This is a genomic window from Tautonia plasticadhaerens (assembly GCF_007752535.1).
Lineage (GTDB): Bacteria > Planctomycetota > Planctomycetia > Isosphaerales > Isosphaeraceae > Tautonia > Tautonia plasticadhaerens.
The window spans coordinates 7616458-7639278 of the sequence record NZ_CP036426.1; the positions used below are offsets into that span (position 1 = coordinate 7616458).

27 protein-coding genes are annotated in these 22821 nt (G+C 72.4%); 20 read left to right on the plus strand and 7 right to left on the minus strand.

From position 1 onward, the window contains the following. The first annotated feature begins 138 nt into the window (after nucleotides 1-138). The 6 genes from ElP_RS30305 (at nucleotide 139) to egtD (ending at nucleotide 5411) form a co-directional block, all read left to right on the plus strand. Complete coding sequence (locus tag ElP_RS30305) at nucleotides 139-684, plus strand: inorganic diphosphatase (protein WP_145276622.1); 546 nt, start codon at nucleotides 139-141, stop codon at nucleotides 682-684. Further along, nucleotides 684-1598: an SDR family oxidoreductase gene (locus ElP_RS30310; protein WP_145276624.1), complete on the plus strand. Its 915-nt coding sequence runs from the start codon at nucleotides 684-686 to the stop codon at nucleotides 1596-1598. The genes ElP_RS30305 and ElP_RS30310 overlap by 1 nt, the downstream gene beginning before the upstream one ends. 205 nt (nucleotides 1599-1803) lie before the next feature. Then, complete coding sequence (locus ElP_RS30315) at nucleotides 1804-2517, plus strand: CvpA family protein (protein WP_145276625.1); 714 nt, start codon at nucleotides 1804-1806, stop codon at nucleotides 2515-2517. After that, complete coding sequence (locus ElP_RS30320; protein ID WP_145276627.1) at nucleotides 2492-2713, plus strand: RNA-binding S4 domain-containing protein; 222 nt, start codon at nucleotides 2492-2494, stop codon at nucleotides 2711-2713. The genes ElP_RS30315 and ElP_RS30320 overlap by 26 nt, the downstream gene beginning before the upstream one ends. 124 nt (nucleotides 2714-2837) lie before the next feature. After that, nucleotides 2838-4223 carry a 6-phosphofructokinase gene (locus ElP_RS30325; RefSeq protein WP_145276629.1) on the plus strand — a complete coding sequence of 462 codons (1386 nt, stop codon included), beginning with the start codon at nucleotides 2838-2840 and terminating at the stop codon, nucleotides 4221-4223. Nucleotides 4224-4385: 162 nt separating this feature from the next. After that, nucleotides 4386-5411 carry an L-histidine N(alpha)-methyltransferase gene (gene egtD, locus ElP_RS30330; RefSeq protein ID WP_231749321.1) on the plus strand — a complete coding sequence of 342 codons (1026 nt, stop codon included), beginning with the start codon at nucleotides 4386-4388 and terminating at the stop codon, nucleotides 5409-5411. Between the two features lie 127 nt (nucleotides 5412-5538). On the opposite strand, the gene egtB is transcribed toward egtD, so the two are convergent. After that, the gene (gene egtB, locus ElP_RS30335; protein WP_145276631.1) at nucleotides 5539-6861 is read right to left on the minus strand and encodes an ergothioneine biosynthesis protein EgtB; all 1323 of its coding nucleotides are present in this window, start codon (nucleotides 6859-6861) and stop codon (nucleotides 5539-5541) included. 333 nt (nucleotides 6862-7194) lie between these two features. Here egtB and ElP_RS30340 point away from each other — a divergent pair, with 333 nt between their 5' ends. The 9 genes from ElP_RS30340 to ElP_RS30380 all read left to right on the plus strand — a co-directional run bounded on the left by ElP_RS30340 (nucleotide 7195) and on the right by ElP_RS30380 (nucleotide 15201). Beyond that, nucleotides 7195-7455, plus strand: coding sequence for a hypothetical protein (locus tag ElP_RS30340; RefSeq protein WP_145276633.1), 261 nt, complete (start codon nucleotides 7195-7197; stop codon nucleotides 7453-7455). A gap of 59 nt (nucleotides 7456-7514) precedes the next feature. Then, nucleotides 7515-9056, plus strand: coding sequence for a hypothetical protein (locus ElP_RS30345; RefSeq protein WP_145276635.1), 1542 nt, complete (start codon nucleotides 7515-7517; stop codon nucleotides 9054-9056). 96 nt (nucleotides 9057-9152) lie between these two features. After that, nucleotides 9153-10784, plus strand: coding sequence for a hypothetical protein (locus ElP_RS30350; protein ID WP_145276637.1), 1632 nt, complete (start codon nucleotides 9153-9155; stop codon nucleotides 10782-10784). Nucleotides 10785-11118: 334 nt separating this feature from the next. Then, on the plus strand, nucleotides 11119-11748 hold the full coding sequence (locus ElP_RS30355; RefSeq protein ID WP_145276639.1) for a hypothetical protein: 630 nt from the start codon (nucleotides 11119-11121) through the stop codon (nucleotides 11746-11748). A gap of 65 nt (nucleotides 11749-11813) precedes the next feature. After that, nucleotides 11814-12956: an SU10 major capsid protein gene (locus ElP_RS30360; protein ID WP_145276641.1), complete on the plus strand. Its 1143-nt coding sequence runs from the start codon at nucleotides 11814-11816 to the stop codon at nucleotides 12954-12956. A 108-nt stretch (nucleotides 12957-13064) separates the two neighbouring features. Then, on the plus strand, nucleotides 13065-13415 hold the full coding sequence (locus tag ElP_RS30365) for a hypothetical protein (protein ID WP_145276643.1): 351 nt from the start codon (nucleotides 13065-13067) through the stop codon (nucleotides 13413-13415). Continuing rightward, nucleotides 13412-14059, plus strand: coding sequence for a hypothetical protein (locus ElP_RS30370; RefSeq protein ID WP_145276644.1), 648 nt, complete (start codon nucleotides 13412-13414; stop codon nucleotides 14057-14059). Before ElP_RS30365 ends, ElP_RS30370 begins: the two co-directional genes overlap by 4 nt. Nucleotides 14060-14171: 112 nt before the next feature. Continuing rightward, nucleotides 14172-14924, plus strand: a complete 753-nt coding sequence (locus ElP_RS30375; protein WP_145276646.1) for a hypothetical protein — start codon at nucleotides 14172-14174, stop codon at nucleotides 14922-14924. Between the two features lie 61 nt (nucleotides 14925-14985). Next, nucleotides 14986-15201: a hypothetical protein gene (locus tag ElP_RS30380; RefSeq protein WP_145276648.1), complete on the plus strand. Its 216-nt coding sequence runs from the start codon at nucleotides 14986-14988 to the stop codon at nucleotides 15199-15201. 30 nt (nucleotides 15202-15231) lie between these two features. On the opposite strand, the gene ElP_RS30385 is transcribed toward ElP_RS30380, so the two are convergent. Next, nucleotides 15232-15456 (minus strand): Trm112 family protein, encoded by a 225-nt coding sequence (locus tag ElP_RS30385; protein WP_145276650.1) that lies wholly within the window; start codon nucleotides 15454-15456, stop codon nucleotides 15232-15234. A gap of 184 nt (nucleotides 15457-15640) precedes the next feature. Between ElP_RS30385 and ElP_RS30390 the strand changes: the two genes are divergently transcribed. Continuing rightward, on the plus strand, nucleotides 15641-16912 hold the full coding sequence (locus ElP_RS30390; RefSeq protein ID WP_145276652.1) for a beta-ketoacyl-[acyl-carrier-protein] synthase family protein: 1272 nt from the start codon (nucleotides 15641-15643) through the stop codon (nucleotides 16910-16912). On the opposite strand, the gene ElP_RS41435 is transcribed toward ElP_RS30390, so the two are convergent. After that, entirely contained in the window at nucleotides 16894-17133 is a 240-nt protein-coding gene (locus tag ElP_RS41435) for a DUF2256 domain-containing protein (protein WP_197446497.1), read from the minus strand. The two genes, ElP_RS30390 and ElP_RS41435, sit on opposite strands and share 19 nt — an antisense overlap. A gap of 106 nt (nucleotides 17134-17239) precedes the next feature. Here ElP_RS41435 and ElP_RS30400 point away from each other — a divergent pair, with 106 nt between their 5' ends. From ElP_RS30400 to ElP_RS30410, 3 genes are read left to right on the plus strand one after another with little or no spacing between them, the layout of a single operon-like run. Further along, entirely contained in the window at nucleotides 17240-17671 is a 432-nt protein-coding gene (locus ElP_RS30400) for a Minf_1886 family protein (protein ID WP_145276653.1), read from the plus strand. Continuing rightward, a complete protein-coding gene (locus ElP_RS30405) occupies nucleotides 17668-17898 on the plus strand; it encodes a hypothetical protein (protein ID WP_145276655.1) in 231 nt (76 codons plus the stop codon). The genes ElP_RS30400 and ElP_RS30405 overlap by 4 nt, the downstream gene beginning before the upstream one ends. After that, a complete protein-coding gene (locus ElP_RS30410) occupies nucleotides 17895-18632 on the plus strand; it encodes a methyltransferase domain-containing protein (RefSeq protein WP_145276657.1) in 738 nt (245 codons plus the stop codon). The genes ElP_RS30405 and ElP_RS30410 overlap by 4 nt, the downstream gene beginning before the upstream one ends. A 196-nt stretch (nucleotides 18633-18828) precedes the next feature. Here the strand turns inward: ElP_RS30410 and ElP_RS30415 are convergent, their stop codons facing one another. From ElP_RS30415 to ElP_RS30425, 3 genes are all read right to left on the minus strand, one after another. After that, nucleotides 18829-19245 (minus strand): carboxypeptidase-like regulatory domain-containing protein, encoded by a 417-nt coding sequence (locus tag ElP_RS30415; protein ID WP_145276659.1) that lies wholly within the window; start codon nucleotides 19243-19245, stop codon nucleotides 18829-18831. After that, a complete protein-coding gene (locus ElP_RS30420; RefSeq protein ID WP_145276661.1) occupies nucleotides 19242-19484 on the minus strand; it encodes an RNA polymerase sigma factor in 243 nt (80 codons plus the stop codon). Before ElP_RS30420 ends, ElP_RS30415 begins: the two co-directional genes overlap by 4 nt. 205 nt (nucleotides 19485-19689) lie before the next feature. Beyond that, a complete protein-coding gene (locus tag ElP_RS30425) occupies nucleotides 19690-20910 on the minus strand; it encodes an NAD(P)/FAD-dependent oxidoreductase (RefSeq protein ID WP_145276663.1) in 1221 nt (406 codons plus the stop codon). Nucleotides 20911-21122: 212 nt separating this feature from the next. Between ElP_RS30425 and ElP_RS30430 the strand changes: the two genes are divergently transcribed. Further along, the gene (locus tag ElP_RS30430; protein ID WP_145276665.1) at nucleotides 21123-21968 is read left to right on the plus strand and encodes a manganese catalase family protein; all 846 of its coding nucleotides are present in this window, start codon (nucleotides 21123-21125) and stop codon (nucleotides 21966-21968) included. A 43-nt stretch (nucleotides 21969-22011) separates the two neighbouring features. Here the strand turns inward: ElP_RS30430 and ElP_RS40825 are convergent, their stop codons facing one another. Further along, nucleotides 22012-22710 (minus strand): J domain-containing protein, encoded by a 699-nt coding sequence (locus tag ElP_RS40825; RefSeq protein WP_145276667.1) that lies wholly within the window; start codon nucleotides 22708-22710, stop codon nucleotides 22012-22014. Nucleotides 22711-22821: the final 111 nt, after the last annotated feature.

The window sequence follows — 22821 nt, forward strand, 5'->3', positions numbered from 1 at the left end:
TGCGTCGGGGGGACGCCGGGGCCGTGCCTCGGGGCATCATCGCGGGGCGTCGGGGCCGGTCTTCTGGTATGATGGGCCGACCAGGTCGGGCCGAGGGGCCCGATCGAGCGGTCCGCGATCCCCGAGGCCCCCGCCCCGATGCTCCACCCCTGGCACGACGTGACCCCGGGCGAAGACCTGCCCATGGTCTTCAACGCCATCGTCGAGATCCCGACGGGGGCGAACATCAAGTACGAACTGGACAAGCGCACCGGGCTGCTCCGGATGGACCGGGTGCTTTATTCAGCCGTCTACTATCCGGCCAACTACGGCTTCATCCCCCAGACCTACGCCGAGGACGACGACCCGCTCGATGTGCTCGTGCTCTGCCAGGAGGCCCTGGCGCCGATGACCCTGGTCACCGCCCGGGCCATCGGCCTGATGACGATGATCGACTCGGGCAAGAAGGACCACAAGGTCCTCGCCGTCGCCTGCGGCGACCCGGAATTCAATTCCTTCCGGGAGGCCGACGAGCTGCCCCCCCACCGGCTCCAGATGCTCCGGCGCTTCTTCCAGGACTACAAGTACCTGGAGGGCAAGGCGGTCGAGGTGGACGAATTCCAGCCGTCGACCACCGCCCTGCCGGTCATCGAGGACTCGTTGCAGCGATACAGCTTCCTGAGGCGCAAGGGGTTCCGCTCCTGATGAAGGCCATCGTCATCGGCGGCTCGGGGCAGATCGGCGGCTGGCTCCTGCGGCACCTGGCCGACCGGGGCCACGAGGCCGCCGGCACCTTCGCCACCGTCCCCTACCCGGGCCTGCACCCGCTGGATGCCTCGGACCGGGAGGGGGCGGCGCGTTGGGTCCGGGAGCAGCGACCCGACGTCGTCTTCTACCCCGCCGGGTTCACCTACGTGGACGGCTGCGAGGCGGATCCGGCCAGGGCGAGGGCCTCGAACCGGGAGGAGCCGCTCAACCTGGCGAGGGTAACGGCCGACCTCGGCGCCCGGTTCGTCTACTTCTCCACCGACTACGTCTTCCCCGGCCGGGACGGACCCGACGCCGAGGACGATGCCCCCGATCCCCCCAACGCCTACGGCGAGGCGAAGTTGGAGGCCGAGCGGGCGATCGCCGAGGCGCTGGGGGATCGCCTGCTGATCGCCCGGACGAGCTGGGTCTACGGCCCCGAGCGGCAGGGGAAGAACTTCGCCTATCAGGTGGTCCGGAGGCTGGTCGGCGGCGAGCCGGTGATGGTGCCCTCGGACCAGCATTCCAGCCCCAGCTACGGCCCCGACGTGGCGCTGGCGACCCTCCGGCTGGTGGAGGAGGGGCACTCCGGCCTCTTCCACGTCGCCGGGCCGGAGGTGGTCGGCCGGCCGGCGTTCGCGAGGGCGATCGCCGAGGGGTTCGGGCTCGACCCCTCCCCGATCGGCTCGAAGCCGACCGCCGAGCTGGGCCAGGGCGCCCGACGCCCCTTGCGAGGGGGCCTGGCGACCCCCCGGCTCGACGCGGCCCTGCCCGGGGTGATGCGGCCGATGTCGGAGTCGATCCGGGACTTCCTCCGGAGGCTCGACGCGGGGGAGGGGTGGGGCGACCCGAGGGCCAGGCCGGCGTCTTGAGGGCGGGACGGGGCCCCGCTCGGGGCCTCGGATGCGCGGACGGGCCCGGCGGGACTGTCACCCTCCCCCGGCCCACACGCCCGCGTCCCCGCCCGGGAGCCGGGGCCCCCTCCCCGGAAGCTCGGGTTCCTCCGGAGGGGCGGGCAGGCTAGGATGTCGGGCGGTCGGACGGAGTCGATCGGAACCTTGAGGCACGGAGGTCGGGATGACGCCCTACGACGTGGCGATGGCGGCGGTGATCGTCGCCGGGATGATCTGGGGGGCCTGGCGGGGCATCACCTGGCAGCTGGCGAGCATCCTCTCGCTGGTGCTCGGCTACGCGGTGGCGGTGCCGACCTCCTCCCAGGTGGCCCCGCATTTCCCGGGGCAGCCGATCGTGGCGCGGAGCCTGGCGATGCTCGCCCTGTACATCGGCACCTCGGCGGCGGTCTTCGGCGTGGCCTGGTCGATCCGGGCGACCCTGAGGCGGTGGAAGTTCGAGGCGTACGACCGCCACCTCGGCATGATGCTCGGCGGGCTGGAGGGGGCGATCCTGGGGGTGGTGGCGACGGTCTTCGTCGTCGGCCTGGCCCCCCAGAGCCGGACGCCGATCCTGACGAGCCCCTCGGGCAAGGCGGTCGACCGGGCGTTGAAGCTGGCCCAGCCGGCGTTGCCGGCCGAGGTCTCGAGGATGCTGGAGCCGTTCTGGAGGGCGCTGGAGACGGGCCGGGAGCCGCAGGTCGGGCCGATCGGGGAGATCGCCACCGGGACGGCCGACGACCGATCCGCCGGGATCGAGCCGAGGGCCGATCCGGACCTGATCCGGAGCGTCCTGGAGCGGGGCGGTGCGGAGGCCGGGAGGGCCTTCGCGGAGCAATTGCAGGGCGGCCTGGGCGGCCAACTGGGGCGGGACGATGAGCGAGACACTCCCCGTCGGTGACCGGCCGATCAACCTGACGCAGGTGCTCAAGCTCGCCGGCTGGGCCGACAACGGCGGCCAGGCCAAGGCGATGATCGCCGACGGCCTGGTCCTCGTGAACGGCGAGGTCGAGACGCGCAAGCGTCGGCAGATGGCGGCCGGGGACACGGTCCGGCTCGACCTGGAAGACGCCCCCCCGCCCCTCCGGCTCTCCTGATTTGCTATAATCGCCGACGCCGGACGAACCCCTCGAATTCGCGCCGGCGCGTCGGCCCGCGGGTCCCCTCCCGCCGCCGGGTCGGTCCGCGCCCCGTCGCAGAACCGCCCCGGGACACGCATCAATGAAGCGCATCGGCATCCTGACCGCCGGAGGCGACACGCCCGCCCTCAACGCCACGATCGCCGGGGCGGTGGAGCGCGCCAACCAGCTCCGGATCGAGGTCTTCGGGCTGATCAAGGGGTTCAGCGGGCTGCTCAACCCCGAGGTGCCCCACGTCCACCTGAATCCCCTGTTCCAGGTGATCCCGGAGCTGGACGCCGCGCGGGGGGGGACGATCCTCGGGGCCTCGCGCGACTACGTCGCCAGCGACGACCGGGAGACGATCGAGCGGGTCGTCGAGCGGCTGAACCGGCTCGGGGTGGAGGGCCTGATCTGCGTCGGCGGCGACGGGACGCTCAACGGCATGCAGGCGCTCTGCGACTACCTGCCCGCCGTGCTGGCCCCCAAGACGATCGACAACGACCTCGGCCTGAATTACCCCGACGAGTCCACCGAATTCGTCCGGGAGCCCGACGAGTCCTCGACGAAGGGCTTCCGCGACGCGAAGCGCCCGGAGCGGCCCTTCGAGCTGGAGGAGATGGTCAACTTCGCCACCCCCGGCTTCGCCACCTCGGTCTTCGTCTCCGCCCAGAACGTGCAGCGGATCCGGACCACCGCCGAGAGCCACCGGCGGGTCGCCATCATCGAGGTCATGGGCCGGGACTGCGGCATGATCGCCCTGGGCACCGCCTTCGGCCAGCCGGACATGATCCTCGTGCCCGAGGTGCCCGTCATCCCCGAGGCGGTGGTGACCCGGGTCCTGGAGATCCTCGACCGCCAGAAGCACGCGGTGCTGGTCGTCTCGGAGGGGATCAAGGACGCCCAGGGCAACAACTTCGGCGCCGTCCGGCAGACCAAGGACCCGGCGGGGAACCTGCAATACTCCGGGGCGGCCGAGGCGGTCAAGCAGATCCTCGTCGAGCACATCGGCGACGCCTTCTTCACGAGGAAGCGGCGCAACGAGAGCGCCGACGCGGCGATCTTCTGCCGGAAGATCGGCCACACCCAGCGCGGGGGCCGGCCGATCCGGTTCGACCGCTACCAGGCCTCGCAGCTCGGCGGGGAGTCGGTGGACCTGCTCGTCGAGGGGAGGCACAACCACATGGCCACCCTGCAATATCGCCAGGGCGGCTTCGTGCACGAGGGGATCGACGCCTCCCGGCTCCGGGACCGCTGGGGGGTGATCCACGCCCGGCCGCTCTCCCGGAGCTTCTACGACGAGAAGCGATTCGGCCCGTCGAGCAAGGGGGTGGCCTACCTCCAGGCGATCTTCTCCGACGCCCTGGGCTCCGAGGACCTGGAGTCCCAGCGCCCGCTGTTCGACACCGGGAACCTCGTCCGCCCCTACGATTCGGTGAACTTTCACGTCAACAAGCGAATCCGGAGGCTCCCGCCCCAGGGGGAATGATCCCCCCGCGGCGGGGGGGTTGCCGGCGGCCCGTCATTTGCCTAGAGTCCGGGGGCGATCTCCCGCCAAGGACAGGGGCCGTTCTCGATCCGCGACGAGCCGCCGCGACCCGGACGGAGCCGGTCGCGAGCGATTCGACGTCCGACCATCCCGAGGTTTCTCTTGCCGATCACACGCACGAGCCAGACGCGCGACCGCCTCTCGATCCTCCGACCCGAGGCAGGCGCGGGCGGCGACCCCGAGTCCGGGGCCGAGACCCTCGCCTCGGCCGTCCGTCGCGGCCTGACTCACGAGCCGAAGTGGCTGCCCTGCCGATTCCTCTACGACGCGACCGGCTCCGAGCTCTTCGAGCAGATCTGCGAGCAGCCCGAGTACTACCCGACCCGGACCGAGGACGCGATCCTCCGCGACCAGGCCGGGGAGATGGTCGCCGGCTGGGACGAGGCCCCGGTGATGATCGAGCTGGGCAGCGGCAGCTCGACCAAGACGCGGAGGCTCATCGAGGCGGCCCTGGACGCGTATGACCGCCTCCATTACGTCCCGGTCGACGTCTCGGAGACCATCCTCGAGGAATCGGCCCGGTCGCTGGTCGACGACTATCCGGCGTTGAACGTCACCGGGATCGTCTCCGACTACCACACGGCCCTGCGGGCGGTCCGACGCCGATTCCCGGGCCCCAAGCTGGTCGTCTTCCTCGGGTCGAGCCTGGGGAACTTCGACGACGAGGACGCCGTCGCGCTGCTCCGCCACCTCTCCGAGGCCCTCGGCCCCGAGGACCGGCTGCTGATCGGCCTCGACCAGGTCAAGGACGCGGCGACCCTGGAAGCCGCCTACGACGACGCCGCGGGAGTGACCGCCCGGTTCAGCAAGAACATCCTCACGCGGATCAACCGGGAGCTGGACGCCGACTTCGACCCCGACCGCTTCGCCTACCAGGCCCGGTTCGTCCCCGAGCGGCACCGGGTCGAGATGCGGCTGATCAGCGACCGTGAGCAGGACGTGGCCATCCCGGGGGCGGGCCTGCGGGTCCGCTTCGCCGCGGGGGAGTCGATCCACGTCGAGAACTCGCACAAATACACGCCGGGACTGCTCCGGGACCTGGCGAGCCGATCCGGCTTCGTCGAGGAAGGGTCCTGGTCGGACCCGGACCGCTACTTCCGGGTCCAGCGCTGGCGGCCTCGGGTCTGACCCGGCCTCCCGAGACCCGATCGGTTCGAGCACGGCCCGCCGCCGGGGAATTCCCGGCGTCGGGCCGTGTCCGTGCCGGGTTTCGCGGCGGGGAGGCCCGGCCTCCCCGCCCCTCCCCGATTCGCGCTCAGCCGACCTGGGCGAGGCGGACGCCGGAGAACTGCCATCGGGCGTCGGGGTAGAAGAAGTTCCGGTAGGTGGGCCGGATGTGGGACCTCGGGGTCGCGCAGGAGCCGCCCCGCAGGACGTGCTGGTTGCACATGAACTTGCCGTTGTACTCGCCGACGGCCCCCTTCGCGGGCCGGAACCCGGGATAGGGGAGGTAGGCGCTGGCGGTCCACTCCCAGACGTCGCCGAAGACCTGGGCCGGCTCGTTCTCGGGGCCGCCGGCCGGGGGTGCGGGGTGGAACCGCTCGTCGTCCGCGAAGTTGCCCGAGACGGCCACGTCGGCGGCGGTCTCCCACTCGGCCTCGGTCAGCAGGCGGCAGCCGGACCAACGGGCGAAGGCGTCGGCCTCGTAGTAGCTGACGTGGCAGGCCGGCTCGGCCGGGTCGACCGGCCGCATGCCGGCCAGGGTGAAGGTCGACCAGCCGTCGTCGCCGCGCTCCCAGTACAGCGGGGCCCGCCAGCCGTGTTGCTGGACGGCCGCCCAGCCGTCGGAGAGCCAGTGGTCGGGGCGGTCGTAGCCGCCGTCGGCGATGAACTCCAGGAACTCGCCGCTGGTCGCCGGCCGGGAGGCGACCCGGAAGGCCTCGACGAACTGCCGGTGGCGGGGCCCTTCGTTGTCGAAGGCGAACCCGTCGCCGCCGTGGCCGATCCAGCGGACCCCCTCCGGGTAGGAGATCCAGCGCCGCGGTGCGGCGTCGACGGCGGGCCCGGCGGGCCGGTCCCGGAAGGCGGGGCGGAGCGGGTTGTGCCAGAGGGCGTGCTTCAGGTCGGTCAGCAGCAGTTCCTGGTGCTGCTGCTCGTGGTTCAGGCCGAGGACGACGAGCGGGGCGAACCGCTCGACCTGGGACGGGTCGGCCGACCGGAGCAAGACGACCATCCGCTCGTCGATCGACTCGCGATAGGCGAGGGCCTCCCGGACGGTCGGCCGGGAGAGCAGACCGCGCCGGGGCCGGGGGATCCGCTCGCCGACGGCGTTGTAGTAGGAGTTGAAGAGGAACGAGAACCGGGGGTGGAAGGTCCGGTAGCCCGGGTCGACCGCCGAGAGGATGAATTCCTCGAAGAACCAGGTCGTGTGCGCCAGGTGCCATTTGGCCGGGCTGGCGTCGGGCATCGACTGGAGGACGAAGTCCTCGGGCTCCAGGGTCGAACAGAGCCCGGTCGAGGCCCGACGCACCCGGAGGAAGTCCCGGATGAGCGAGTCGACCGGATCGGATGGGGATGGGGGCACACCGGGAGGGCCGGGATCCTGATCCTGGACCGGGGTGCGGGTCGGTCGCGACATCGCGAGTCTCCGGGGATCCGCGCTTCGGGGAGGGGGCAATCCCTTGTTCTAGGGGCGCCCGGGGGGGTCGTCAAGCGTCCGGATGGCGGGGCGAATGGTGGGCCGATCCCCGGCAATCCCGGAAGAATCCGAGAAAAAGGCAATTAAGATCCGGCGATCCCACGATGATCTTAAGCAGAGCGGGGCGTCATCCCCGACGCGGAGGGGCGACGAAGGCCCCGAGGCGAGGGGCCGGCCGCACCCGAGAGCACGCCCCATGCGATGAAACGCCGCGACGATGAGTGTCGCGGGTCCGAGGCCCGGCGGGCCGTCCGACGCCGAGAGTCCGATTTTATGAACACCCCGACGAGGGCGAGCGAGGCGGCCGAGCCGCGCCGCGTCCCCCCCCTGCCCCCCGAGGCGAGCCCCGGGAGGCGCTGGCGGTTCCGCCGCAATCTGGTCATCTACCTGGCCCACCGCCGCAACGGCCTGTCCCAGCGCTTCCTGGCCGACGTCTTCGACCTGCCGCGGTCCCGGATCGCGGAGATCATCAAGGAATTCGCCGCGTACGACACCCTGGACGACCACGCAAGCCCGGCCGACTCCGCGGCCTGACCCCGAGGGCCCGCCGGCCGTCCCCCCCGGGAGGCGGCCGGCCGGTTGAAGGTCCGACCATGACGAAACGACGACGAGAGACGACCCCCGAGCCCGTCCCGAGCCTGGGATCGAGGCCCGACTCCGAGCGGAGCCTGCGACGGTGGGTCCGGGAGTACGCCGGCCTGAGGATCCCCCATCGGGCCGTCTGCCGGGGGCACCAGTCCCCCTGGCGGTTCTTCGCCGACGCCTTCCTGCTGCGGCCCCCGGTCGCCCTGGTGCTGGGCCCCCGGGGGGGCGGCAAGTCCTACCTGTCGGCCCTGGAGACGCACCTGACCAGCCGCTTCGACCCCGGCCACGGCACCCGGCTGCTGGGGGGGAGCCTGGCGCAATCGCAGCAGGCCCACCAGGCGCTGGCGGAGCTGGCCCGAGACGACCCGGCCCTGGCGAAGCTCACCGAGTCGAAGGCCCTCTACGCCAACGGCTCCGAGGTCCGGGTGCTCGCCGCCTCGCCGACGAGCGTCCGGGGGCCCCACGTGCCGAGCCTGAAGCTGGACGAGGTCGACGAGATCGACCCGGAATGCCGTGACGCGGCGCTGGGCATGTGCATGAACCGGGGCGAGACGCCCGCCTCGGTGCTGATGACCTCGACCTGGCACCGGGTCGATGGCCCGATGTCGAGGCTGATCGAGCGCGCCCACGCCGGCGAGTTCCCGTTCTACTCCTTCTGCGTCTTCGAGGTCCTCGAACGCTGCCCCGATCGCCGGAGCGGCCGGGACCTGGAGAAGTGCCCGGAGTGCCCGCTGGTCTCCTGGTGCCACGAGGACCGGGACGCCGACCCCCTGGGGAGACCCAAGGCGAAGCGGGCGACGGGGCACTACGGGATCGACGCCTTGATCCAGAAGGCGCGGGTCGTCAGCGGCCGGACCTTCGAGGCGGATTACCTCTGCCGGGGGCCCAAGGCCGACGGGCTCTGGTTCGCCGAGTTCGACCCGGTGGTGAACGTCTCCGAGGCGGCCGAGTACGACCCGACGGCGCCGGTGCACCTGGCGATCGACTCGGGCGTGCACACCGGCGCGGTCTACTTCCAGGTCGTCGCCCGGGCGACGCCGTCGGGGATGGCGGACGAGGTCCACGTCTTCGCCGAGTACCTGGAGGAGGGCAAGACGGCCGAGCACAACGCCCGGGAGATCCTGGAGCTGTCACGGGCCCGGTGCAACGGCCGGATCGACGTGGCCTCGACCGACCCGGCGGGCAACGCCCGGACGGCCGTCGGCCCGACGGTGCTCGGCGAATACGAGCGGACCGGCCTGAGGAACCTGAGCTTCTGGCCGAGCGGGGCGTCGGTGACCGACGGCCTGGCCCTGGTCGAGTCGTTCCTGAGGCCGGCCGACGGGGGGACCCGGCTGCTCGTGCACCCGAGGTGCGAGCACACGGTCCGGGCCTTCCGGAACTACCGACGGGAGAAGCGAGCCGGCCAGTGGACCGACCGGCCCGAGGACCCGCAGCACCCGCACGAGGATCTGCTCGACGCCCTGCGGGGCGGCCTCCGGAACCGATATCCCGAGGGACGCCGCCCGCCGCCGCCGATGGGCCGGGTGCCCGCGCGGAGCGTCTTCTGACGCGGGGAGGGGCCGGACGGATCGGCCGGGAACGGGAGGGAGCCGTCGCAGGAGGAATGAGGACATTTTCACCCCGAATCTCACCCAGAAACCACCATGACGACCGATCGTGAGACGCTCGACCTGCTCGGCCGCCGGCATCCGGAGTGGCAGGAGCATTGCCAGCGATGGCGCTGGCTGCTCGACTCGCTCGAGGGCGGCGAGCGCTACCGCCAGGCGGTCTACGGCTTCGACCGCCGGGGCCTGCCGGTCCGCAACCTGGTCCGCCACAAGCGCGAATACCCCGACCCCCGGGAGGCGGCCGGCGCCTCCCCGATGCCCGGGTCCGACCCGTTCGCCCCGGCCCTCCCCTTCGGGGCCGACCCGGCCGCCTTCGCCACCGACGACGACTACGAGCTCCGACGCGCCCGGACCCCCGTGCCGACTTTCCTGGCCGAGGCGGTCGAGACGCACCTGGCCCGGGTCTACTCCCGGGAGATCCGCCGCCTCGGCCCCGACGCGCTGACGGGCTGGTGGCAGGACGTCGACGGGTGCGGCACGACGATCGACCAGTGGATGGCCGAGACCGTCGCCCCGCTGCTGCTGACCCTCGGCCAGCTCGACCTCTGCTTCGACCACCCCCCCGCCCCCCCCGGCGAGGAGGTCGAGACCAGGGCCGACCAGGCGAGGCTGGGCCTCGACTCCTGCGTCGCCTCCTGCATCCTGCCGGAGAACATGCTCTGGTGGCGGCTCGACGAGTCCGGGCGGCGCTACGAAGAGTGCCTGGTCCTGGAGCGACACGACTCCGGGGACGGGCCCCGGACCCGTTACCGGCACTGGACCGCCGAGGGCTCGACCCTGTACGACGAGGACGGGGAGGCCCTGGCGGTGACGCCCCACCCGTTCGGCCGCGTGCCGATCGTCCGCGTCTTCGACCGCCGCAAGCCGCGCTGCCGGAACATCGGCCAGTCGCGATATGAAGGCATCGCCGAGCGCCAGCGCGAGTACTACAACCGGGACTCGGAGCTGATCCTCTCCGACACCACCCAGGCCCACCCGCTGTTGCAGGGGCCGGAGGACTACGTCCAGCCCGACGGCTCGGTGCCGATCGGGCCCGGCTGGCTGCTGCCCAAGAAGAAGAACTCGGGGGGCGGGGGCGCGACCTACGAGGGGTTCGACATCGTCGAATTCCCCAAGGACGGGGCCGAGTCGATCCGCAAGAACAAGGCCGACATCCGGGACGACGTCGACCGGGACGCCTCGCTCGTCCGCACCCCGGCGCGGGAGGCGGTCGCCCAGTCGGGCCTGGCGAAGATGCTCGACCAGGCCGACGGCAACAACCGCCTGGCCAAGATCGCCCGGGTGCTGGCCCAGGCGGAGCGGCTGGCCGCCGAGTTGGCGCTGACGGTGCTCGGCGACGGCGAGGCCGGGCCGTCGACCCCGGGGGCGATCGAGGTCGTCTACCCGGCCGAGTTCGACCTCTACACCACCGAGGCCGTGGCCCGGGCCTCGGCCGACTTCCAGGCCATCGCCGCCCGGGCCGGGGCCCTGCCCCGGTGCGAGGCCCTGATGCTGGCCCGGCTGCTCCGGCTCTGCCTGCCGGGGCTCAGCGACCCGCATTACGCCGAGTGCGAGCGGGAGATCGATCGGTACCTGGAGGGGCGATCCGCGGGCGGCGACCCGCCCTCGGCGGTCCCCTATGACGAGATCGCCCGGCGTGACGTCTTCCAGGACATCAACGTCATCTGACCGTCCTCGCGGGGGCGACGACGCCCCCGGAGGCCACCTGTATTTTCCACAAACACTCACAATAGAACAACTTCAAACGTCTAGCGGGCCGATTATCCGAGCGGCCCGCGCAGAGAAGGGTGGCCGGGGCGGGCGAGCGTCGACGTGGACGCGAGGGCGAGCCGGCCACCCGGAGGCAAGTCACCGAGATGAATCCCGATGTGGTTACCAAGATCGTCTCCGCCATCTCCGTCGGGCTGTTCTTCCTGACGGTGGTGGTGACCCTGATCCTCCCCATGGCATACGGCCTCATCGGCCGTCGCCCCTGACCGCAACCGAGCGCCGAGGACGGACCATGACCCTGTACCGCATCCTGCTGAACCCCGACCAAGGCGAGGGGGGCGAGCCGGCCGGAGACGAGATGGTCAGCATCTCCGCCTCGGAGCTGGAGGCCCTCCGGCTCGCCTCGGGCGGGGCGGCCCGGCCGTCCGACGCGGCGGCCGAGGCCGAGGATCGCCTCCGGGAGGCCGAACGCCGGCACGACGAGGAGCTGTCCCGGCTGGCGAAGAAGGCCGAGCGCTGGGAAGGCGCCTTCAAGGCGGCCCTCAAGGAGAAGGAGCTGGCGGCGGCCCTGGCCGGTCGGCCGCTGGTCCCGGGGGCGGCCGCCCAGTTGATCAAGCTCTGGCGCGAGGAGCTGAGCGTCGTGGACGAGGCCGACGGCCCACGGGTCGCCGCCCGGGACGGGCGGCCGGTGGCCGAGGCGGTGGCGTCGTGGCTCTCCGGCCCCGAGTACGCCCACTTCAGCCGGGCCGGCTCCCGGGGCGGGACCGCCCCGCCGGGAGACTCCCGGTCGTCCGCGACCGGCCCGCAGCCGTCCCCCCCGAGGACCCTGGGCGAGGCGGTGCTGGACCGATGGCGGGAGGCCGCCCAGGCCGCCCGACGCGACCCGGCCGCCCCCATCGGCCTGGGCCGGAGACGACCCTGAGGACGAGCCGAAGCCCCGAACCGACTCGAATTGACCCTTCCAGACACCCGAAAACAAACACACCCATGTCGATCAACTTCCTTCAGGGCATCCAGCGCGCCTCGGACCACCAGTCCCAGATCCGCAACGACGTCCACGTGGTCGCGACCAACTGGTTCGTCAACCGCTGCCCGCTCGCCACCCGGCTGCCCAGGCTCCCGGTCGGCTCGACCACCTTCACGCTGGTCAACCGCGCCTTCCGGCGGCGGACGACCGCGGTGGCCGCGGCCGTGGCCGCGGGAGACGCCCAGATCACGCTGGAGAACGCCAGCTCCTTCATGGTCGGCGACGTGCTCGAGCTGCCCTCGGGCGAACGCGTCGAGGTCCTGGCCGACCCGAACGTGTCGACCCACGTCGTCCAGGTCCGCCGCGGGGCCGAGGGCACGACGGCGGCGGCCGCCGCCATCGGCGGCACCGTCCGGCTGATCGGCAACAGCCGCACCGGCGGCGAGGTCAACCAGAGCGCCGTGGCCCTCCAGCCCACCGGCACCATCCAGTACTGCCAGACCTTCCAGCACCCGGTCCAGGTCGCCGGGTCGCTCCAGTCGAGCCTCGGCTACCAGACGTCGCCCGGCATCCAGACGCCGTTCGACCAGCACAAGATGGACGCGCTGCAGAACCTGCTGGACGACATGGAGGTTTCCGCCTACTACGGCCTCGGCGAGTCCCCGACCGTCGCCGGCCGGCCGAAGCAGCGGGGCCTGCGGTCCCTGCTGTCGAGCAACAAGGTCACGGCGCCGACCAATGCGGGCGCGTACAAGCCCAGCGACCTGATCCGGGACACGCTGGAGCGCTGCCGGGCCAACGGCGGCTCGCCGGACGTCCTGCTCGTCTCGTCGAACTTCATGACCGGCCTGGCCGTCTGGGGCCACGCGGCCCAGCGGATCGACGCGGGCATGAACGTCTTCGGCGTGCCGATCGACGTCTTCGAGGCCCCCTTCCTGGGCGGGCTGTCGATCATCGAGGCCCCGCTGCTCCGGCCCTTCACCGCGGTGGCCCTGACGAGCACCGAGGTCCGCCTGCGGATGAAGCGGAACGAGTACTGGAACCCCCGGGGCAGCCGGGGCGACGCCCTGGAGGGCGACTGGATCGCCGAGGGCGCCCTCGAGGTCGAGAACGAGTCGCACCACGCCTGGCTCGAGGGGATCACCGCGTTCTCGGCGACCTGATCGCCCGGACGCCGATCGCTCCGGGATGACCGGCCGGGGGCCCTCCCCATGGGAGGGCCCCCGGTGTCGCATCATCCCCGCCGACCCCCTTCCCCGGAGGACGCGACCATGAGCCCAGACAGATACCACTTCCGAGGCTTCCCCGAGTACGTCGACGCCGCGGCCGGGCGGGTCGGCCGCCCGGATCTCGCCGGCCCGGCCCGGCGGGTCGAGGCGCTGGCGGCCCTGTCCAACCTCTGCTCCCAGGCGATCGAAGCCGACCCCGAGCGGGTCGCCTCGATCCTCGACCGCGCGGCCGAGATCCGGGACCACCTCCGCATCGCCTCCGAGGCGGCCGACGGCATGCTCTCGGACGTGTTCGGTGCCCGAGACGCCGGGCCGCCGGCCGGCCCACCGAAGCGGGCCCGCTCCGATCGCCGGTCGAAGGCCCAGGGCCCGGGACCCATCGAGGCACCATGAGCACCACGACCACCCACTGCTACGCGACCGACGAGGACCTCGCCCTCATCGCCACGGGCGACGTCGGGGCGGTCTTCCCCGCCGACCAGGTGATCGCCTCCGGGGTCGACGGCTCCTTCGACCCCTCGGATCGCTGGACGCTCCGGTCCGAGTCCGTGAATTTCCCCGACGCCGGGCTGGCCCCCGGCCACGTCGTCCGGCTGGTCGGCCCCCCGGAGCGGTTCCGACCCCCGGGGCTCCTGCTGGGCGTCTCGGCGGTCTCGTCGAACGTGGTGACGCTGCGGCGGATCGGCATGGGTCCGGGCTCGGGGACGCCGGCGTCCCCCGCCGAGGGGATCTCCGGCGTCGAGTTCGTCGCCACGACCCTGGGGCCGCAGCTGGCCGGGGCGAGCCGGGAGCTCGACCGCCTGCTCGGCCTCGACTCCATTCCCCTCGACCCGGCCGGTGCCCTGAGGGACGCGGTCGCCCGGCTGGTCCTCGCCCGCCGCTACGCGATGATCGCCGGGGGCGTCGACGACGCCTACCTCGGCCGCTCCGCCCTCCTCAGGGCGGAATTCGACGCGATGGCGAGGAGGCTTGCCCTGGGCGGCAATCCCCTCGGCCCGTCGCCGGCCCCCCGGCGCGGGACGAGGCTCGTCCGCTGATCCGACCCCGCCCGCCCGATCGGCGTCCCCCTCCCACGCCGACGGGCGGCCCCCAAACCGATCGCGCCCGCCCGAAGCCGTGCGGACGCGTTGATCCTTTAGAGGGCAGCCCATGTGCGTCTCCGATCGAGAAGTCTACGACACGATCGTCTCTGCCCTGGCGGCGACCCGGTCCTTCGGCGCCGTGCTGATCGACGAGCCGGGCCGGGGGCCGGGCGGCCCCTCCGCGTCTCCCCGGGCCGTCGTCTCCCCGGGCCCCTGGACCGACGACCTCACCGACGACCCGGAGATCGCGCTGCGTCGCGTCTCCTACCGCGTGACGATCTCGGTCCGGGGGGACGACCCTCGGGCGCGGTCCTGCCAGGCCGACCGGCTCTCCCGGGCGGTTTCCGCCCTCCTCGAGGGGGCCGACTTCGGCGGGGGATGCATCCCCGCCCTGTCCCGGATTTACCGGGGCGAGAGCCAGGCGTCGGCCGGGGGTGGGAAGGCGACCTGCGAGCTCGTCGGGTCATTCTCCTATTTCCTCCCGGAGTCGTCCGGCTTCGCCTCGGACCTGCCGGGCGTGCCGCCCATCGAGGAACCGGCCTTCGTCGATGAATCGAACGTCTCCAACCGTCGGCGGTCGATCCCGGCCGCGGGCGACGGCCCGGCCCCGGAGGTCCGAGGTGTGCCCGGCACGAGGGCCCGCCTGACCTCGAACCGGGGACCGGGCGGGTCGACCACGGTCGGGATCCTCGGCGGCGGGGCATTCCGCCCGCCGACGATCGCCGACCCGGCCGCGGCGGACGACTCGATCTACTTCAGCAGCACGTCGGGCAGGCTTGTCTACAAGGATGGCGCCGGCTCGGTCCATCCCCTGTACTGATCCGGGGGGATCGGCCGGTGCCATCGACGACGATCGCCCCCCGGATCCGGAGCGACATCCCATGAACCTGGTACGGTTCGGCTCGATCTACGTGAATTTCGACCGCATCTCGACGATCCGAGACCTGACGCCCGACCCGGGCGACGGGCCCCGGCTGGTCCGGATCGAGTTCGGGCAAGGCCACTCGATCGACGTCACCGCCAACGCCCAGCGGTTGCTCGACTGGGCCGACTCCCGGGTGCTCGACGCGTCGAACCCGGCGACCCCCGCCCTCTAGCGGGGACCGCGCCGGGGGGCGTCCCCCACCTCAGGACGCGTCGACCTTCGCGTCGCCCGCCCCGACGCATTCCAGGTCGGAGAGGGAGTGACAGCCCTCGGGCAGTTCGGCCTCCTCGACGAGCATGTTCGGAATGTCGTCCTGGATGGCGAACCGGAGCCCGCAACGGGTGCAGACGAGGCGATGCTCGTCGAGCCTCAGGGGCGCCTTGCCCATCGGGCAGACGAGTAGCGACAGGAGTTCCTCGCTGATCATCGGCTCCTCGATCCTCCGTGCTCGGCGACCGCTCCCGGCGGTCGTGGGTTCCCGCGGGCGGCGTCCGGCCGTCATTATGGGAGACTCGGCCGGCCGGCGGAAGCCGAATCCGGCCGCCCGGGGATCCGGCCCTGCCCGATCCCCCATCCGGACACCGCCCAGGGCAGGGATCGAGCGAGGACCGATGCGCTACGTGCCGATCCGGCGAGTGGTCGTGACCGGGATGGGGGCCCTGAGCCCCAACGGTCACGACCTCCCCTCCTACCGAGACGCCCTCCGGGAGGGCCGCAGCGGCGTGACCGCCGTCGAGGAGTTCGACGCCTCGGACCTCGGCAGCCGGATCGCCGGCGCCGTCCGGGGAGTCGACCTCCGCCGGGCGATGGAGCCGAAACAGCTCAAGGTCGTCCCCCGGACCGCCCCGCTGGCGATCCTCGCCGGCCGGGAGGCGATGGAGGACGCCGGGCTCCCCCCCGCCGACCTCGACCTGGAGACGAGGCGGCAGGTCGGCCTGACGCTCGGCACCGGGGGCGGCGGCATCGCCTTCGTCGAGGAGTTGTACGGGTACTACTACCGGGGCCAGCTCGAGAAGGCGACCGCCTTGGCCGTGCCGGCCGGGACGCCGGGGAACATCGCCTCGGAGCTGTCGATCCAGCTCGGGCTGAGGGGCCCTTCGCACGTCGTCTCGACCGGCTGCACGTCGAGCACCGACGCCATCGGCCACGCCTTCCGGCGCATCCAGCACGGCGAGACCCCCCTGATGCTCGCCGGAGGGGCTGACGCGCCGATCGCCCCGGCGATCATGCTCGGCTTCGACGTGATGGGGATCATCTCCCGGAACTGGAACGACCAGCCCCGGCGGGCCTGCCGCCCCTTCAGCCGGGACCGAGACGGCTTCGTCCTGGCCGAGGGGGCCTGGATGCTCGTCCTCGAAGAACGCGAACACGCCCTCGCGCGGGGGGCCCGCATTTACGGCGAGTTGCTCGGCTACGCGAGCACCTGCGACGCCTGGCACCGCGTCTCCATGTCGAGCGACCTAGAGGAGCCGGTCCGGGCCGTCCGGCTCGCACTGGAGGATGCCGAGCTGACTCCGGAGGACGTGGAGTACGCCAACCTCCACGGCACCGGCACCCCGCTGAACGACCGGGTCGAGACGGCGGCCATCAAGCGGGCGCTCGGGCCGAGGGCGTCGAGCGTGCCGATGTCGAGCACCAAGAGCATGATCGGCCACCCCCAGGGTGCCTGCGGCGCCGCCGGGCTGGTCGCCACCCTGCTCGGGCTCGACGCCGGGTTCCTGCCCCCGACGATCAACTGCGACGAGCCCGACCCCGAGTGCGACCTCGACTACATCCCCCACCAGTCCCGCCCCGCCGACGGGGCCCGGATCGCCCTCTGCAACTGCATGGGATTCGGCTCGAAGAATTCGGCCCTGGTCGTCCGTCAGGGGGACGAGCCCTGATCGGGGCCATCCCCCCTCTCTGGGGCTGATCTTCGGCATCCCTCGCCGCGAGAGACGACCCGATCCCAGCACTGCCGCCACCTGCGACGGTTCGAGGACGGCCGTCGGCAGGTCGGGCAGGCCTCCTGCCCGACGGCCGGGGCGGATCGGTCTCGGGAGACCGGGCACGGGGATGCCCTCGGGCGAGGTCGGCGCCTTCCACCTATGGGGGTTGTCGGCAACCCGCCGCGATCGCCTCCCCGACTGCACGGGGCCGGGGGATTCTGCTACAATCGCCCGGGTCGTCGGGATGTCGCCGAGGCCCTTCTCCGTTGGGGGAAGCCGATCATGAGCCTTCGAGAGGCGCTGGCCGCCGCGGTCACCCGCGACGCCCGCTACACGATCGAGGCCTACGAGTTCGTCTTCGCGTCGCTCGACCTCGCCAAGGTCCGCAAGCGCAAGGCCCGTCGGGCGAAGGGCCGGGCCCGGAAGGGCCGGGGTAAGGCCGCCGTCTCGAAGCACGTCTCCGGCCAGGAGCTCTCCGAGGCGGCCCGGGACCTGGCGCTCGACCTCTACGGCCTGATGGCCCTGCCGATCCTCCAGGCCTGGGGGATCCGGGCGACCTCCGACCTCGGCGAGATCGTCTACAACCTGATCGAATCCGGGGATTTGGAACGCTCCCCCGACGACAGCCGGGCCGACTTCGACGACGTCTTCGACTTCGAGGCCGCCCTGGGCACCGAGTACGTCATCCCGATCGAGGACCCGGAGGAGCAATGAGCACCGCCCCCCCCGAAGCCCCGCCACCTTCCCCCGATCGGCCGATCGGCACCCCCTCCCGACGCCGTCGGTTCGCCCTCGCCCTGTCCGTCTTCGGCCTCTGGGTCGCCTGCCTCGCCTTCCTCGCCTTCCGGGCCGAGCCCCCCGACCCCCTCCCCGGCGCCAACCCGGGTGACGAACTCCCCGCCCCTGTCCCCGACGACTCCGACGCCGACCCGGGCCCATGACGGCCGACGCCCGGCGCCGGTGGCTCGTCCCCCCCCGGCGGTCTGACCCGGAGCTGATGGACGCCCCCGGCCTCCCCGAGCGCGAGGTGGCCGACGCCTACGCCGTGCTCCGCCGCGTCAATCGCCACCTCGGCAACAACCTCGTCATCGACCGGGAGGTCTCCCGGTTCCTGAACGAGGACCGCCCCGGCCCGGGGGCGACCACGCTCGACGTCGGCTCCGGCTCCGGGGACATCCCCCGCCGGATTTCCCGGCTGATGGCGAGGAGGGGCATCGAACGCCCCCTCATCCTCGCCCTTGACCGGGATCCGACCGCGACCTCCCTGGCGGGTTCGGGCCCGAGAGCCCCGGTCGTCGTCCGGGGAGACGCCCTGAGGCTCCCCCTGCCCGACCGATCGATCGACCTCGTCTCGGCCGTCAAGTTCGCCCACCACTTCGAGGGCCCGGGGCTCTCCCTGCTGATCGCCGAGATGGCCCGGGTCGCCCGACGCCGGGTGATCGTCCTCGACATCCGACGCCACTGGCTCGCCTACTGGGGCTTCGTCGCCTGGAGCCGGACCTTCACCCGCAACCGACTCGTCCGATACGACGGCCCCCTTTCGGTCCTCCGAGGCTTCACCGACGAGGAACTCGCCGAGGTCGCCGCCCCGATTCCCGACTTCCAGTGGACCGTCCGCCGCGATCCGGGCTACCAGATCGCCCTGATCGGCCGTCGGGGCGCGGATCGGGCCTGACCGGGGCCGGGCTCTCGGATCGGACGAGTCGATGGACGGCGGCGATCAGAGGTTCTCCTCCCGTTCCCGGGCCGGGACGAATGGCCCCGGGCCAGGACTGCACGTTCGAGGACCCGCCGCCCGCCGACCCCCCTCAGAACAAGGCCGGTGGCGTCTGTGGAGATGAGCCCGAGTCCAGCGGTGGTCATCACGCCGATCAGTCCCGAGACTCTCCTCGCACGCGCACGAGGATGTCGTCCCGCCCCGGACCGACCTCGGCCTCGACGACCGAGTCTGACGTGCCATTCCGGGCAATCGTAATCCTGAGCAAGCCGGGAGGGAGCCCGCCGAGGATGGAAATGCCCTGTCGGTCGGTCGTGGTCTCCACCAGGAGATCAGGCTCATCGTAGTAGACACGGAATCCGACGCACGGACGGTCGTCCTCGTCCACCGCCCGGCCGGTCAGCGACCGCTCTTCCCCGGGGGGAGGGGCGTCCAGGTCGGCCTCGTAGCGGTATTGGGCGATTTCGACCGGCTTCTGACCGGCCCAGGGGAATTCACCGACTTCGAGACGAACTGGCCCGGGTTCTTCCTCATCCGGGACGATCAGCTCCTGACTGTTCTGGCCTTTCATGCCGACGTTCCCCGTCGGATCGAACCGGCCCTCATCGCCAGGATCAGGAAGGTGGCCTGATAGACATCTCCGGCGTCGTGCTCGTCCCCGAGGACCGACCGGCAGACCCTCAGGACCATCGGCCCGTGCCTCTGGACGAGGGCCTCGAACGCCGACTCGTCCCCCCGGTCGACGAACCGCTCCAGCAGGGCCCCGTCCGACAGCCCCCCGAACGTCCCCGACCGGAAGAGGTCCCGCAACGGCTTCGCGGCCGATCCCGAAACCTGGCCCGCACGGCAAGCCCTCCCGATCGCCCCGGCCTCCCTCCTTCGACTCGTCCAGGAGTGCCGTCCCGCCCCCCGGGGCGCTCAACATTTCTCCGGGGGTCGAGGCCCTGTCCCCTCCGGCGGCGTCGAGCAGCCGAGGCCCGGATCGGTCTGACGCCTGGAATCCCCTTCGAGTCGATCAGCACGACAGCCGGGCCGGATCCCTCGTGCAGGAGAAGCCGAGCGAGAGCAGGTCGTCTCCCCATCGGCCGAGCAGCGAGGCGAGGTCGACCAGCGACGGCCGGACGAGGGCATGATGGAACGCCCGGCAGAGGAGGACCCGGCGATCGAACCGGGAGTGCCAGGCGCGGATCGCCTCCCGGACCAGCCCGGGATCGGCCCCCTCCCGGGCGATCGCCCGGAGCACGAAGGGGGCGAGCACCTCAGAGCCGAGCAGGGCCATGGTCAGGCCCTGGCCGCCGAGCGGGTCGACCGTCCCCCGGGCGTCCCCCGCGTAGAAGATGCCGGGGAGCCGGGGGGACGCAACCTCGACCCGGACGCCGGCCACCGTCTTCCAGGGCCCGAGCGGCTCGGAGGCGCGCCAGAGGGCCGAGAGGGTCGGATTGCCGGGGAAGACGGCCCCGGCCAAGGCGTCGAGGTCGCCTCGATGGCGGCGGGAGAGGCGTTCGGGGAGCAGGCCGCAGAGGTTCGTCCTCCCGCCCTCGACCCGGCAGGCACCGACGTAGCCGCCGGGCAGGAGGTGCAGGCCGACGGTCGAGGCGGGCTCGTCGGCCGAGTCGTCCGGGACGATCAGGTGTCGCTTCAGGCCGAAGAGCCGGGGGCGGAGGCCGGGGACGCTCCGAGGCCGGGAGGTGCCGGTGCGGCGGGTCAGGCTGGAGTTCCGGCCGTCGGCCGCGACGACCACCGTCGACCGGATCGAGACGGGGGCACCGCCCTCGCCCCGGCCCGAGATGCCGACGACCCGGCCGGCCGCGACGATCGGCCCCGAGATCCGGGTCCCCTCGAAGGCGAGGACGCCCCGGGCCCGGGCGGCGTCGAGCAGGATGGCGTCGAGCGCCGACCGGCTCAGCCCGAGGCCGGTGCGGCCGTCGGGGCCGGCGACCTCGGCCTCCAGGGACCTGCCCCTCGGGGTCGTGAGCCGGACGAGGCGGATCGGCCTCCCCCCCGAGCGGGCGACCTCGGCCCCGAGCCCGAGCCGCCCCAGGGCCTCGACCCCTTCCGGGCTGAGGTACTCGCCGCAGAGCTTGTCCCGGGGGAACCGGCCGGCGTCGATCAGCGCCACCCGGGCCCCGGCCGAGGCCAGCCGGATCGCCAGCGCCGAGCCGGACGGCCCGGCGCCGACGACGGCGGCGTCGAACGGGCGGTCGTCGTGGTCGAGGTCGGGGGGATCGGGGGTCATCGGCGTCGCTCCGGTTCGAGGGTCGGTGTAGCCGCCCGGCCGCCTTGCCGCAAGGGGAGGGCCCGAGGGGCGCCGAAATTGCAGCCGATCGGTCTCGCCGGCCGTCCTCCCGACGGGCCTCGCATGCCCCGGCCGGAGTCGAGACGCCAAGGCGGTCGCATCGCCCCGCGATCGGGCCGCCCCCGCCACCCGAACCACCAGGAGATGATCGCATGTTCTACCGGGTCAAGGAGCTGCAGTACAACGCCAAGCCGGAGAAGCCCGACGCCCTGTTCGCCCGCAAGCTGCAGGAGGTCCTCGGCGGCCAGTGGGGGGAGATGTCGGTGGCGATGGGGTACCTGTTCCAGGGCTGGAACTGCAAGGCCCCGGGCAAGTATCGCGACATGATCATGGACATCGGCACCGAGGAGCTGGCGCATGTGGAGATGCTGGCCACGATGATCGCCCGTCTCCTGGAGAACGCGCCGCTGAGCATGCAGGAGGCGGCCGTCGAGCAACACCCGGCGATCGCGGCGGTGATGGGGGGGATGAACCCGCAGCACGCCATCGTCACCGGCCTGGGCGCGGCCCCCCAGAACAGCGTCGGCATGCCGTGGACGGCCGCCTACATCACCGCCAGCGGCAACCTGCTGGCCGACTTCCGCTTCAACGTCACCGCCGAGAGCATGGGCCGGCTCCAGGTCAGCCGCCTCTACAACCTGACCGACGACCCGGGCGTCCGGGACATGCTCTCCTTCTTGATCGCCCGGGACACGATGCACCAGAACCAGTGGCTCGCGGCCATCGAGGAGCTGGAGGCCGACGGCCTGGAGGAGACCCCCTGCCCGTCCGGGTTCCCGATGGACCTGGAGAAGCAGGAGGTGTCCTACCAGTTCTGGTCCTGCTCCGAGGGCAGCCAGGCCAAGGAAGGGCGTTGGGCCCAGGGCGAGGCGCCCGACGGCAAGGGCCGCTTCTCCTTCCTCGACTACCCGGCCAAGCCGATGGGGCCGGAGATCCAGGTCCCGCCGCCGAAGCCCGACGGCCGCGTCTTCAACACCGGGGAGGGCAAGGTCCTCTGAGGGACCCCAACCGGGGCCGGGGGCGTCCCCGGCCCCCGACCGATCAAGCGGTGTCCCTCGGGATGATCACCTCCCGGATCCGCTGGCTGACCCCCAGGCCCAGGCCCTTGAGCGCCTGCCGGAGGCGGTTGAAGGCGTCGTAGCTCTCCTGGGCCGACGGGTAGCTCAGCCAGCCCCGGAAGGCGGACGGCCCGTCGTCCTGCGCACTGCTCGTGGGCCGGGTCTGCTTGAGCGCGAGGCCGAAGGCCTCCACCACCCGGGGGAGGACGCCGGCGGGGTCCGGGCCCGGGGGGGCGTCGGCGGCGACGGCCGGCGGCCAGCTCACGTTCAGGGTGCAGCTCAGGTTGCGCTTCGAGGCCGGGATCGCGATCACCTCGTAGGGGTTCTCCAGCTCGACCCGGAGCAGCAGCAGCTCCACGTCGACCAGCAGGATCGGGTGGTCGACCCGGTCCCGGACCCCCGACCGGACCGACGCCCCCTCGTCCTCCGGGGTCTTCGGCACCACCGGGTTGACCGGGGCGGCGGGGTGCTCGCCCGACTCGACCGCGAACCGGCCGGCGACCCGGGCCCGGCTGAGCAGTTCGTACGACCGGGCGACCACCCGGAAGGCCCATTCGTCGCCGCCGACGTCGGGGTGGTACTTCTTGCTCCGGGACCGGTAGGCGTCCCGGATCTGCTCCAGGGTGGCGTCCCGGGGCACGCCGAGCACCTGGGACGGGTCGATCTCGACGGTGTAGTTCATGGGGGTCTTCGGCGGGCCGGGGGTCGGGGCGGGCGGGCGGCCGCCCTCGTCAGCGTTCCAGTCTAGGGCAGGTCGGGCCGATCGGGGAGCCCGGACCGGCCGCCCTCCCCC